The organism is Synechococcus sp. A15-60, from assembly GCF_014280095.1.
Lineage (GTDB): Bacteria > Cyanobacteriota > Cyanobacteriia > PCC-6307 > Cyanobiaceae > Synechococcus_C.
The window spans coordinates 1,019,540-1,031,834 of the sequence record NZ_CP047933.1; the positions used below are offsets into that span (position 1 = coordinate 1,019,540).

General features: G+C 57.7%; 12 protein-coding genes. 2 read left to right on the plus strand and 10 right to left on the minus strand.

The window, feature by feature from the left end; translation table 11 throughout:
• Positions 1–4 precede the first annotated feature (4 nt).
• The 3 genes from SynA1560_RS05455 to SynA1560_RS05465 form a co-directional block, all read right to left on the minus strand.
• The gene (locus SynA1560_RS05455; protein WP_186470618.1) at positions 5–532 is read right to left on the minus strand and encodes a DUF2808 domain-containing protein; all 528 of its coding nucleotides are present in this window, start codon (positions 530–532) and stop codon (positions 5–7) included.
• 22 nt (positions 533–554) lie between these two features.
• Entirely contained in the window at positions 555–1,205 is a 651-nt protein-coding gene (locus SynA1560_RS05460; protein ID WP_186471043.1) for a ParB-like protein, read from the minus strand.
• A gap of 66 nt (positions 1,206–1,271) precedes the next feature.
• Positions 1,272–1,850, minus strand: a complete 579-nt coding sequence (locus SynA1560_RS05465) for a DUF2808 domain-containing protein (protein ID WP_186501351.1) — start codon at positions 1,848–1,850, stop codon at positions 1,272–1,274.
• A gap of 114 nt (positions 1,851–1,964) precedes the next feature.
• Here SynA1560_RS05465 and gorA point away from each other — a divergent pair, with 114 nt between their 5' ends.
• A complete protein-coding gene (gorA, locus tag SynA1560_RS05470; RefSeq protein WP_186501589.1) occupies positions 1,965–3,326 on the plus strand; it encodes a glutathione-disulfide reductase in 1,362 nt (453 codons plus the stop codon).
• Positions 3,327–3,334: 8 nt separating this feature from the next.
• On the opposite strand, the gene SynA1560_RS05475 is transcribed toward gorA, so the two are convergent.
• The 7 genes from SynA1560_RS05475 to SynA1560_RS05505 form a co-directional block, all read right to left on the minus strand.
• Positions 3,335–4,855, minus strand: coding sequence for a GMC oxidoreductase (locus tag SynA1560_RS05475; RefSeq protein ID WP_186501352.1), 1,521 nt, complete (start codon positions 4,853–4,855; stop codon positions 3,335–3,337).
• A gap of 39 nt (positions 4,856–4,894) precedes the next feature.
• A complete protein-coding gene (locus SynA1560_RS05480) occupies positions 4,895–5,500 on the minus strand; it encodes a heme-copper oxidase subunit III (protein WP_186470621.1) in 606 nt (201 codons plus the stop codon).
• Between the two features lie 4 nt (positions 5,501–5,504).
• Positions 5,505–7,193 carry a cbb3-type cytochrome c oxidase subunit I gene (locus SynA1560_RS05485; RefSeq protein WP_186470622.1) on the minus strand — a complete coding sequence of 563 codons (1,689 nt, stop codon included), beginning with the start codon at positions 7,191–7,193 and terminating at the stop codon, positions 5,505–5,507.
• A gap of 5 nt (positions 7,194–7,198) precedes the next feature.
• A complete protein-coding gene (locus SynA1560_RS05490) occupies positions 7,199–8,143 on the minus strand; it encodes a cytochrome c oxidase subunit II (RefSeq protein ID WP_186470623.1) in 945 nt (314 codons plus the stop codon).
• Positions 8,140–8,775, minus strand: coding sequence for a DUF2231 domain-containing protein (locus SynA1560_RS05495; protein WP_186501353.1), 636 nt, complete (start codon positions 8,773–8,775; stop codon positions 8,140–8,142). The genes SynA1560_RS05490 and SynA1560_RS05495 overlap by 4 nt, the downstream gene beginning before the upstream one ends.
• Positions 8,772–9,272, minus strand: a complete 501-nt coding sequence (locus SynA1560_RS05500) for a DUF2231 domain-containing protein (protein ID WP_186470625.1) — start codon at positions 9,270–9,272, stop codon at positions 8,772–8,774. The genes SynA1560_RS05495 and SynA1560_RS05500 overlap by 4 nt, the downstream gene beginning before the upstream one ends.
• 138 nt (positions 9,273–9,410) lie before the next feature.
• A complete protein-coding gene (locus tag SynA1560_RS05505; protein WP_186501354.1) occupies positions 9,411–10,508 on the minus strand; it encodes a calcium/sodium antiporter in 1,098 nt (365 codons plus the stop codon).
• A 123-nt stretch (positions 10,509–10,631) separates the two neighbouring features.
• Here SynA1560_RS05505 and SynA1560_RS05510 point away from each other — a divergent pair, with 123 nt between their 5' ends.
• Positions 10,632–12,293, plus strand: coding sequence for a SulP family inorganic anion transporter (locus SynA1560_RS05510; RefSeq protein WP_186470626.1), 1,662 nt, complete (start codon positions 10,632–10,634; stop codon positions 12,291–12,293).
• Positions 12,294–12,295: the final 2 nt, after the last annotated feature.

The following is a 12,295-nucleotide window of genomic DNA, read 5'->3' on the forward strand; positions in this document are numbered from 1 at the left end:
TGTCTCAGAACACCGCCTGGAAAATGTCCATCTGCACCACACCCACGACCTGACTCACTGGATTTGGCCCGGCTGGCGTGGCAGAAAGCGAAAAGGTGTAGATGTCTGCGGGTGGGTTGGTTCCTGCCTTGAAGGCGACCGTGATGGTTTCTCCAGGCGCGACTGGCGTGTTGAACTGCACATCGATCGTGCGCGCACCTTCGCTGAACGCTGCAGTAACTGGCACGGATCGGCCCTCCTGCCGAGGGGTACCGATGAAAGCAGTGACAGGAACGGCGCCGTTGTAGAAGGCAGGTTCAACGCCCCGGATCTGTTCCAGGTGCAGCTGGCCCAAGTCAGCGCTAGCGCCCTCAGGCATTTCAAGGGTCAGGTAGTACACAGCACAGCAGTCGAACGCGTACCAGCGAAAGTTCGTGAGTTTGGCTTGTGTTGGCACGGCCACGAAGCTGGTTTGACCCTTGAGTTCCAGTGTCTGGCCACTCGGCGGAAGTAGCAGGAGGGCCGCTGCGAGGCCAGCCGTCAAATGGAGCATTGGCTGATAGAGGTGGGATGGCTCAGGACTTGCCGGTCCAACCGGCTAAGTGTCGAGCTGCTGATGATTGGCAGAGGCGTCGGGCTGCTGGCAGCGCCGGATCGAGTTGCGCTGAGCTGAACGGAGGTAGAGGACGGGTCCGAAGCCAGCTGCCCCAGCGGAATTCGTGATAAGGGATCAGGGGTTGTGGCTTGATCAGTCGTTCTTTCTTGAGCTTCCAAACCAGGCTTCGGTAGGGATCATCCTGCAGGTCAAGAAGAGAGGTCGGCAGGGCTGATGGGGCCCATGGTCCCTTGCCACGTTCATCGTGGAGATAAAGCCAACCTCGTTGCTGGAGCGCTTCCAGAGCATCATTTCGATTGACACTGTCGAGCTCAGCGATCACATAGCCATAGCTGGAGACATCGGTATCCATCTCCAGCAGGGCCCGCAGACGGTGATGACGATCCACCATCCAGAGCTGGCCGTCTCTGTTGCGCACCAGAGGCACCGGTTTCCTGCGCAGGTAGTTGAGCCGTTCACTTTGGCTGTCTTGGCCGAAGTCGCGCTGACGGCTCCACACTTCGGCAAGTCCAACGCACATCTGGGTTGGCTGCAGCGCACGCACCTTGACCTCAAACAGATCGTGCTCGCCGTCGTGATCAGGAATCCGGTCGAAATGGGGCAGGTGCAGGGTGAAGTCCGCAACGTTGCTGTCTTCACCCTATGCCGATCTCAACGGTTCTTCACTGTCGGATCTTCAGCGTCGGAAGGGTTGCAGGATGTCCATCTGGAGCACACCGACTAGCTGAGGGATTGGATCGGGGCCTGCGGGAATGGCCGAGAGGGAAAAGGTGTAGAGATCTGCAGGCGGATTGGTGCCCAACTGAAAAGCCACGGTGACGGTGTTGCCTGGTGGCACCGCTTGTGGGAAGCGCACCACCACATTGCGGGCCCTGTCGCTGAATTCGGCGTCGGCGGCAATTGCTTCCCCTTCCCGTCGTGGTGTTCCTAAAAATGCTCTGACCGGAACGGCGCCCCGCCGAAAGGCTGGTTGCACGCCACGAATCTGATCAAGGTTGATGGCGCCGAGCCCCGCTTCGGCACCAGCAGGGAACTCGAGCACCACGTAAATCACGGCTTTGCCCTGGAAGGCGTACCACTGGTAGTTCACGAGTTTTGCCTTGGTGGGCACGGCCACGAAGCTGGTCTGACCGTTGAGGTCAACCGATCGAACCGGAGCCAGTGAGCTCAGCAAGGCAACTGTGAGGGATGTGGCGATGGCTGCGGCTTTCGCAGTGCTTTTGGAAGTGCCCTTGGCGAAGGTGCTCAGACGCATGGCGTTCGTGGGTTCCCGTTGATTCTGGTCGAATCGGCGGTTGGGTCAGGCATGCACGGATCCCGAGATCCATCGCATAGCCCTCAGAATGAAAAGTGATTGATGGGCATTCCGGTGGAGCAGTCGTTTGATCTCGTGGTGATCGGTGCTGGCTCCGGTGGTCTGGCGGCAGCTAAGCGGGCAGCGCGTTACGGCGCCAAGGTGGCCATCGTGGAAGGGGATCGTGTGGGAGGAACCTGCGTGATTCGCGGCTGTGTGCCCAAGAAGCTGCTGGTTTATGGATCCAAGATGGTGGAGCACCTCGAAAATGCTCCCAGCTACGGCATTCATCCTTCAGCGCTGACGATCGACTCGTCCCAGTTGCTCGCCAATGTGCGCACCGAGGTGGATCGTCTCAATGCGCTGCATATCGACTTCCTGGAGAAGGCCGGCGTGACCCTGATTCGAGGCTGGGGCCGCTTCGAGGATGCTCACCACATTGTGGTGTCGCCGACTCCAGCAGGCGAGCCTGAGCATCGGCTCCGTGCTGAACGGGTGATGATTGGCGTTGGCGGTCGCCCCCATCGCCTTGACATCCCTGGCGCTCAGCTGGCTTGGGTGAGTGATGAAATGTTCCAGCTGGAGCGCTTTCCCGAACAGGTGGTGGTGGTCGGCGCCGGTTTCATCGCCTGTGAATTCGCTGGAATCCTCCGTGGGCTGGGTGTTCAGGTGACTCAGCTCGTGCGGCGAGATCACCTTCTCCATGGTTTTGACAGTGAGCTGTCGTCGGCGGTGCAGGAGGGCATGCTTGAGCAAGGCATCGACCTGCATTTCTCCACCAGTCCTGTCGCCATTGAAGGTGTGCCTGGGGATCTTGTGGTGCTAACGCAAACCGGGGAACGGCTGTCCTGCGGTGGTGTTCTGTTGGCCACAGGTCGACGACCGTTTCTGCACGGACTTAACCTCCAGGCGGCAGGCATCACTGTTGAAGGGCATCGGCTACCGGTGGATGCTGATCAGCGCACCAACGTCTCCCATGTTTTCGCCGTTGGCGATGTGACGGACCGCATTTGTCTTACACCCGTTGCGATTGACGAAGGTCGTGCTTTTGCAGACAGCATTTATGGCCAGCGGCCGCGGCAGGTCAATCATGATCTGGTGGCGAGCGCCGTGTTCTGTCAGCCAGAACTGGCCACGGTGGGTCTTTCGGAGGATGAGGCGGTGGCCCGCTTTGGAGCGTCGGGGGTGGTGATCCATCGCGCCCGTTTCCGCTCGATGGAACAGGCTTTGCCCAAGCGTGGTCCGCGCTGTCTGCTCAAACTTGTGCTCGAAGCGGGTACGGAGAAGGTGCTTGGTTGCCATATGGTTGGCGACCATGCAGCCGAGATCATTCAGATGGCTGCAATTGCCGTTGGCATGGGAGCCACCAAGGCTGATTTCGATCGCACCATGGCTTTGCATCCCACCGTGTCAGAGGAGTTCGTGACGATGGCCTGATAGCCAGATCAGCCTCGAATTCTGCGATCCAGGGTGTCGGCAAGACGCAGGGCCAGAGCAATGGTGGTGAGGCCGGGCCCGACACTTGGGCAACTGGCAAACACGCTGGTGTCGGCAATGTAGAGGTTGTCGATGTCGTGGCACTTGCCGTCAGCATCTACGACGGAGGTGGCGGCATCGTTGCCCATGCGGCAAGTGCCGCAGGCAAAGCCGACCACACTCAAAGGGGCTTCTCCTCGGGGATGGACAGGTTCAGCTGTCACGACTCGCGTCAGTGGATCGGCTTCGACCGCTTTGAGGGTGTCAATCCAGCGGTAGACAAGACGATCGTGAGCTTCGCGGTTGTTGTGGATGTAATTGATGCGGACCTGATTGTTGTTCAACCAAATGCGGTTTTCTGAATCAGGCAACACCTCGGTCATGGCCCACCACGCCACGGACTTTGACGCCAGACGTTCCAACCCTGCATCGGGAATCAACTTGCTCACCAAGGAGAGCACCGGCGGCGATTCTGCGAACAGCGCATCTTGAAGCACGCCGCCGGCGGCCTGGATGTGGCCGAGAGGGAAACTGACGTTCTTGTCGCCCCAGTAGTAGTCGTTAATCCCAAGAGATCTTGCGTAGCGGCCGCTGTTGGCTTCAGATGCTTTTTGCAGGATGGAAGTGAGCTGAAGATTCATCAGATTGCGGCCCACCTGCTCGGAGCGATTGGCGAGCCCCCCTGAATGGCGCTCGTTGCTGGAGCGAAGCAGGATCGCTGGGGTGTTGATGGCGCCTGCCGCTAGCACGACCAGATCCCCTGAAAACAGCCAGGACTCCCCGTCCACATCGGCTTCTACCCCCTTCACCTCCCGGCCCGACGGATTCACATGCAGCCGTTGAACAGTGGCGTGGGTGCGCACCTGCAGATTGTTGGTGTCGGCGTTGTCGATTCCATAGAGCTGGGCGTCGCCGCTGGGGTCGTCCTGATTGTCGGACCAGCTGATCGGCAGGTCATAGGGTTGACAACCCTGACGCTTCAACCCCTCGCGTAACGGCTCAAGGAACGGCGTTAAGGGACGTGGTAGGTGCTCGAATGCCTTGGTGCGTGGTGGCTCTGTGGGATCGACACCGACCTTGCCATGTACGTGGTATAGCGCTTCGGCCTTGTCGTAGTAAGGCGCCAGATCGCTGTAATCAAGGGGCCATGCGGGAGAAATACCTTGCTGCAGTTGCACCTCGCCGAACTCCCGTTCCCGCATTCGCTCCAGAACCGCACCCCAGATTTTGGTGTTGCCCCCTAGTGCGTAGGCGGTTTGCGGTGCGATCGGGTCACCGTCAGGTCCAAACCAGTGCTCATCCTTGGGGTGGTAGCGATCCTTTCGCAGCAGGTCGACATCCGCGACGTTTTGGTCGCTGAGAGGCATGGCCTCACCACGTTCGAGCAAAAGAACATGTCGTCCCGCACGACTCAGAGCACCCGCGAGGGTGCCTCCCCCGGCACCGCTGCCGATAACGATGATGTCGTAGTGGCGATCGTCGATGATCATGGCTGGATGTTTGGGTGTGAATCGGCCGTTGCAGGTTGATCAGGTGGTGCGTTGCCAGACGTAGATCAATACGTAGAGGATGATCCAGATCACATCCACGAAATGCCAGAACAGGCTGACGGCTGTGACACCCATTTCCCCCTTGGCGTAATTGTTGGGACGGAAGGATCGCGCCAGCATCAGACCCATGAGCAGGATGCCGGTAATGACATGAAGTCCATGAAATCCCGTCAATAAGTAGAACGTGCCGCCAAAAACACCGCTGTTGAGATGGAAGGGAAGCTCCGACCATTCGACGTACTGCCCGTACACGAAATAGGCACCCATGGCCATCGTGAGAAGCCATAGGGCACGGAATCCCCAGAGGTTGTCCTTGTGCAGGTAGCGTTCAGCGAAATAGGCGACGAAGCTGGAACTGACCAGGATGACGGTGTTGATGAAAGGGAGCTTTGTCTCTAGACCCTCAACACCCTCCGGAAGCCACTCGGGGCTGGTGAGTTTGAGCAGCGAAAAGCCCACAAAGAAAGCCAGAAAGATGATGCTTTCTGAGCAGAGAAAAATAATGAACCCGGTGAGGTTGTGGCCGTCGTGCTTGATGTGCCCCGGTTGATGATTGAGAGAAAGATCTGGATTGGCGCTGGTCATCGATTTAGGCCTCCATGGATCGGCGGATGTAGAACTCTTCGTCCTCAACGAGGGGGCGCCCCAGTCCGTAGCCATAGGGCTCACTCATGACCGTGGGCACGTCATCTTCAAAATTTTCGGCAGGGGGTGGAGAAGGCAGTAGCCATTCCAGTCCGATCGCATTCCATGGGTTGGCGGACGCTTTGGCGCCCCGTGACCAGGAGCTGACAAGGTTGAGGATGAATGGAATGGAAGCCACACCGAGCATGAAAGCCCCGATGCTGGCAATCACATTCCAGATGGCAAATTCCGGGTCATAGGAGGCCACACGGCGGGGCATGCCGTAAAGGCCGGCCCAATGAAGAGGGAGCCAATTGAGTGTTGCCCCGATGAATGTGAGAGCGAAATGCACCTTGCCGAGACCTTCGTAATACATGCGCCCGGTGAACTTCGGGAACCAGTGGTAGATGCCGGCGAAGATCCCGAAACCGATCGTGTTGAAGATGATGTAGTGAAAATGAGCCACCACGAAATAGGTGTTGCCGACGTGAATATCAATCGGAACGGTGCCAAGCATGACGCCGGTAATGCCGCCGAAGATGAAATTCACCAGTCCTCCCAAGACAAACAACATTGGAGTGGTGAGGCGGATCTTGCCTCCCCAAAGAGTGCCTAGCCAGGCGAACACCTTCACGCCTGTGGGTACGGCGATCAGCATGGTGGTGACCATGAACAAATTGCGCATCCACTGGGGTGTTCCTGTGTAAAACATGTGGTGAACCCACACGATCAGACCAAGGAACGTGATGATGAACGAGGCCAGAGCTACGAACTTGTAGCCGAAAAGTGGTTTGCGTGAATACACCGTGATGAGTTCGGAAAAGATGCCGAACACCGGCAGCACCATGACGTACACCGCTGGGTGCGAGTAAAACCAGAAGAAATGTTGATAGAGAACCGGATCGCCTCCGCCTTCAGGTCGAAAGAAACTGGTGCCGAAGCTGAGGTCAAAGAGGAGCATGATGGCGCCGCCTGTTAAGGCAGGCAGGCCAATGAGCTGGAGGGTCTGTGCCGCCCAGGCAGTCCAGATGTACACAGGCATCTTGAAGAAACCCATGCCGGGAGCACGCATCCGCAGGATCGTGGTGACAAAGTTGATCGCGCCCATGATCGAGGAAATGCCGGAAAGCGCTACAGCGAGGATCCACAGAAATTCCCCGTTGATCAGATGCCCAAGCGGGTTCTGAATGCTGACCGGTGGATACGACCACCAACCGGATGACGCAGGACCGCCCGGCACGAAAAAGCTGCTCAGCAACACCAGGGCAAACACAGGCACCAGCCAGAAGGCGGCGGCATTCACCTTGGGGAAGGCCATATCGGGTGCCCCGATCATGGTCGGAATCAACAGGTTGTTGAATCCATTGAGGACCGGAAAAAGAAATAGGAACAGCATCACTGTCCCGTGCATCGTGTAAAGACCGTTGTAAACACTCGGGTCAACTAGATCGGATGGAGGTGTGATCAGCTCTCCGCGCATCACCATGGCCAGCAGACCTCCCACGAGCAGGAAGAACAGCGACAAGCCGATGTATTGGATACCGATCACTTTGGCGTCGGTGTTGAAACTGAAAAAGCGTTTCCAGTTGTCGGGTGCCCCTGGAACAGGATGGGGAGCCTTGAGCACCCTCGGGTCGTAATTCGTGCTGGTCATCGGGGTCAGGCGTCGTGGGGCTCGTCGGGATTGCCGGGGTCGTTGACCATCGGTGGTGTTGCTGGAGGCACCGTGGCCCATCCACGGTTGCCGTCTTTAAGTCGCTTGGCGTAGAGCGATGTCCCAGGGCTCAGTCCCTGCACAAGCGGACGTTTGGCCGTGGCCTTCAGCCAGGTGTTGTAAGCCTGCTCGGACTCCACAACCACGTCGGTTTGGTTGTGAGAGAAGTAGGCGCCACTGAACATCGAGTCGCGCAGGCGATATCGACCTTCTCGAGTCGGTGTGATGCTGTATGAGATCACACTTCCAGGAATGATGTCCTGTTTCAAACGGAATGCTGGGATGTAGAAGCCATGCAAGACATCCTCCGAGCTGAGCTGGAAATTGGCCCGCTGATTGATCGGTAAATGCAGTTCTGAGCTACGCACACCATCGGGATAAATGAATTCCCACGACCACTGGCGGGCAATTACATCGATCGGCCCGATGTCACGACGAGCATCCACAGTTGCCACGGCATCAGGGGCTTGGTTCACCGCAACGTCATATTTCTGCTTGGGGCCCAGGGACGCCAGTTTTTCGTTGACTTGGATCGAATAGAAGGCTAAAGCCATCACGATCACGAAGGGAATCACCGTCCAAGTGATTTCCAATCGGGTGTTGCCTTCGATGGGAAGACCGTCACTTTCGTCATACTTCTCTGCCCGGTTGAAGATCACAGACCAAAGGATGAAACCCACGGATCCGATGAAAATGAAGGCTCCGATCCCTACTTCAAGACTGAACAGGTCATCGACATAGGGCGCAGCCGTTGATGCAGGAACAGGAAGCCATGCGTAAGACCATTGGGCGACTTGAATGCTCAAGAGAGCATCCGCAATTGTTGCCATCGCAACGATGACCAGCAATCGGAGAGGGAATCCCTTTTTGGGTGTTTGTGTAGATGTCATGGCAGGGCCTCCTTGAGATCTGCGCCTGCCGCCAAGAGCTGATCCGCGGTGATGTGAACACCAAATTCACTGGCCAGCCAAGCCCCGAGGCTTCCGTGCACTCCCATGATCAGCAGAATCAGGGTTCCACATCCCAGATACAGCCAGGTCACCTGCCGGCCAAAATCCTTGCGCCAGACGAAACGCTGATAACCGCGCCAGATGGTCATCGCCACGATGGCCAGCAGCAGGATGACGCCGCCGATGCCGTGCCAAAGCATTGTGCTGATGGCATTCTGGCCGATCAAACTGCGGATTCCCGGCAGCGGGACGGCCAGCAGCATCTCGTAGAAGCCTGCGGCCACAGTGAAAAAGGTGATAACGCTGCAGGCGAGCACGTTGTACCAACCCACATCATGAAATCCACTACGGGTCACGGGTAGGGCCAGGTAGCGGAACACCCGCTTTTCAAGCGGATAGAACGCACCTGCAAAATCAAATGCGATGCCGATGGCGAACAATCCGATGGTGAAATGCACCAAATTCGGATGGATCGGGATGGAGTAAGGGAGATCGTTTGCCCCCAGTTGGTCTGCGATGTCGTTGATGGGAGAGGGGATGGCCATCAGTTGGATCAGGTTGAGGGATGTCATGACACCGCTCCACTACGAATGGCTTCCACCACCGGGACGGTGTGAAGTCCGTAGACCCAAACCAGCTTGTCTCCGAGATACACCTGGCAGAACACGAGGGTTGCCAGCACGCCGTCAATGACGAGAAAGCCGGTGGGCAAATGCGTGGGATCTTTTTGTCGGACCACATAACGCCATCCGGTCAGGAGCCCTAACACCCCCGCCAGTGACCATCCGATGGTGCTGTGGTAATTGAGGATGTCACGGGAGGCCCCGTACGGATTGGCGAGACCTGCCTCAATTTGGCCAAAAATAATCGCTACGAAGATGGCCACCGTGGCCACCACCAAATTCCAGAAGGTCACTTCGAAGAGATTCTTTCGGCGCGTGATCACACCAACCAGATCGAACACGACGCTGATCAGTGCCATCGCGATCACAAAGTGAACCACGATTGGGTGAATGACATCCAACCAGGGAAGATTTTTATCGTTGAGCGGTGGAAGCAGCTCGAGCATCGGCAAGCCGAGCAACGCTTCCTAAGGATGAACAGCTTTTTGGATGTAGTCACCCTTTCGTGAACGAATCCGCGCCTGGCTGTGATGAGTTGCTCATCAAACCTGGCTGGCACGACGCATTGTCTCGCTGCCTTGTGGTCAGGGACGGTTGCGACGCAGTTGGCGCCAGTAGAGGCCAGCTTGCGTCACGATCAGAACAATCACCGCGGGAAGCACAAGACAGAGCATGACCAGCCGGAACTCGTCTTGCCAGGTGGGCAGGGTGCGTGGCAGCACCTGATCCACCACATAAAAGATGTAGAGGCCGAGCAGGATGCCTCCTTCCAGACGTGTGATCAGCCCCTTGGTCCAGAAAATGGGCAGGCAGGCCAAAGCGGTGATCACCATCACGGGGATGTCGCGTTCGATCAGCAAGGCGCTCACCTCAAGGCCTCCTGCTCCGCTGGCAGCCACCGCACTCGCTCCGAGCACCAGCATCTGGTTCAGAAGATTGCTGCCAACAACGTTGCCGATGGCCAGGTCGGTTTTGCCTTTGATGGCAGCCACCAGCGACGTGATCAGTTCCGGCATTGAGGTGCCGGCAGACACGATGGTTAAGCCGATCACCGATTTGCTGACACCCAGAATTGTGGCGGCTGCTGAGGCGCCATTGACCAACACCTTGGAACCAACCCCAAGAAGCAGGATCCCCAGCAGCAAAGACAACACCGCTTTCACGATCCCTCGTTTGCCTTGATCAGGGTTCACATCGGGCTCAGCCTCCTCGACACCCTCCGGTTCTTCGCGGGCGGTGCGGATTTCCCAGATTGAGTTGATCACCAACGCCAGTAGCAGTGCTGCACCTGACTGCCAGGTGACACGCCCAGCGGAGGCCATGCCCCAAACCGCTGCGGAGACGGCGATCATCACCGGCACGTCCCTGCGGACAAGACGGCTTTCGACCCGAAGCGGCATCACGAGGGCACTGCTGCCGAGCACCACCATCACGTTGAAGATGTTGCTTCCGACCACATTGCTGACGGCCAGGGCGTCCATGCCTCGAAGCACAGAACTCACGCTCACAAACAGTTCTGGAGCGCTGGTGCCGAAGGACACGACGGTGAGTCCAATCACCAGCTGCGGAATGCCGAAAATCAGGGAGAGAGTGACCGCTCCTTGAACAAACACCTCCCCGCCGGCGAATAGCAGGCCGATCCCGACCAAAATTTCCAGAAACGATTGCAGGAAGTCGGACATCTGGAACGACGGCAGGCTCACATTGTGCGACGCCATCATCCCGTTGACCTGCGACGGCTTGCATCGATCTGGTCTGATCCCGTGAGCGGCGACTAGAATTCCGCCACATTTGTAACGGACGCTATGTTCCTGAATCACATCAGCACCCGCAACATCAAAGGCGATGTCTTCGGTGGAGTGACTGCTGCGGTGGTTGCGTTACCAATGGCTCTGGCCTTTGGTGTGGCGTCAGGGGCTGGGGCAGCTGCCGGTCTCTGGGGTGCCGTGATCATCGGCTTGGTGGCTTCCCTGTTCGGGGGTACCCCAACACTGATTTCCGAGCCAACCGGTCCGATGACCGTGGTCTTCACCGCCGTCATCCTCAACTTCACCACCCAGATTCCTGACCAGGCAACGGCCCTGGCCATGGCGTTCACCACGGTGATCCTGGCGGGCGTCTTCCAGATCCTGTTCGGCTTTTTCCGACTAGGTCGTTACATCACGATGATGCCGTACACCGTGATTTCGGGCTTCATGTCCGGCATTGGTGTGATCCTGGTCATCCTTCAACTGGCTCCGTTTCTCGGCCAGAGCAGCCCGTCGGGAGGTGTCGTGGGAACGCTTACGGCACTACCTCAGCTGTTGGCCAATGTTCAGCCCATGGAGCTCACTCTGGCTGTGGTGACGCTGCTGATCCTTTGGTTCACACCTGAGCAGGTCAAGCGTTGGGTTCCTCCTCAGTTGCTGGCATTGCTGATCGGAACGCTGATCTCCTTGACCTTGCTCGGGGATGTGGAGTTGCGACGGATCCCCGAGTTCTCGGCGGACTTCCCCAGGTTTCAGATGCCCAATTTCACCGGAGGGCAGCTGCGGGTGATGGTCGTGAACGGAGCGGTCTTGGGCATGCTCGGCTGCATCGATGCTTTGCTCACCTCCGTCGTGGCGGACAGCCTCACTCGCACAGAGCACGATTCCAATAAGGAATTGATCGGTCAGGGTTTGGGCAACGTGGTCTCCGGTCTGTTCGGAGGCTTGCCCGGCGCCGGAGCCACCATGGGCACGGTGGTGAACATCCAAGCTGGCGGACGTTCGGCTCTCTCTGGAATTGTCCGTGCGTTGATTCTGATGCTGGTGATCCTGCTGTTCGCTGGAGCGGCATCGGCAATCCCATTGGCCGTGCTGGCCGGCATTGCCCTGAAGGTTGGATTCGACATCATCGATTGGAGCTTCCTGCAACGCGCCCATCACCTCTCGATCAAGGCGGCCTGCATCACCTACGGCGTGATCGCTCTCACTGTTTTGGTGGATCTGATCTGGGCCGTTTTTATTGGTGTGTTCGTGGCCAATGTGCTCACCATCGAGCGAATGACGGCTCTGCAAGCCAAGGGTGTGAAGACCATCAGCACCACCGATGATGATGTTGAACTGCCTTCTGACCAGCAGGAGCTCCTAGATCAGGCCTCTGGGCGACTGCTTCTGTTCCAACTCGCAGGGCCAATGATCTTCGGCGTGGCGAAAACGATCAGCCGGGAGCACAACGCCATCGAAGATTGCGAGGCGGTGTTGTTTGATCTCACCGAGGTTTCCCATCTGGGTGTGACCGCTTCCCTTGCGCTGGAAAATGCCATCAAAGAAGCGGTCGAAGTGGGACGTTCGGTCTACGTGGTGGTGATGAATGGAGCCACGCGCAATCGCCTCGAGAAGCTCAAGCTGCTGGATCTTCTCCCCGAGGAGCACGTCAGCGACGATCGTGGACAGATTCTTCGCTTGGCCGTTGGAGAGCTGCCCTTACTTCAGGAGGTCTGACC

What these genes read in the sequence shown, in the direction of transcription:
- SynA1560_RS05455 (WP_186470618.1), bottom strand. Translation starts at nt 532, where the DNA reads ATGCTCCATTTGACGGCTGGCCTCGCAGCGGCCCTCCTGCTACTTCCG.
- SynA1560_RS05465 (WP_186501351.1), bottom strand. Translation starts at nt 1,850, where the DNA reads ATGCGTCTGAGCACCTTCGCCAAGGGCACTTCCAAAAGCACTGCGAAA.
- SynA1560_RS05475 (WP_186501352.1), bottom strand. Translation starts at nt 4,855, where the DNA reads ATGATCATCGACGATCGCCACTACGACATCATCGTTATCGGCAGCGGT.
- SynA1560_RS05480 (WP_186470621.1), bottom strand. Translation starts at nt 5,500, where the DNA reads ATGACCAGCGCCAATCCAGATCTTTCTCTCAATCATCAACCGGGGCAC.
- SynA1560_RS05485 (WP_186470622.1), bottom strand. Translation starts at nt 7,193, where the DNA reads ATGACCAGCACGAATTACGACCCGAGGGTGCTCAAGGCTCCCCATCCT.
- SynA1560_RS05490 (WP_186470623.1), bottom strand. Translation starts at nt 8,143, where the DNA reads ATGACATCTACACAAACACCCAAAAAGGGATTCCCTCTCCGATTGCTG.
- SynA1560_RS05495 (WP_186501353.1), bottom strand. Translation starts at nt 8,775, where the DNA reads ATGACATCCCTCAACCTGATCCAACTGATGGCCATCCCCTCTCCCATC.
- SynA1560_RS05500 (WP_186470625.1), bottom strand. Translation starts at nt 9,272, where the DNA reads ATGCTCGAGCTGCTTCCACCGCTCAACGATAAAAATCTTCCCTGGTTG.
- SynA1560_RS05505 (WP_186501354.1), bottom strand. Translation starts at nt 10,508, where the DNA reads ATGTCCGACTTCCTGCAATCGTTTCTGGAAATTTTGGTCGGGATCGGC.
- SynA1560_RS05510 (WP_186470626.1), top strand. Translation starts at nt 10,632, where the DNA reads ATGTTCCTGAATCACATCAGCACCCGCAACATCAAAGGCGATGTCTTC.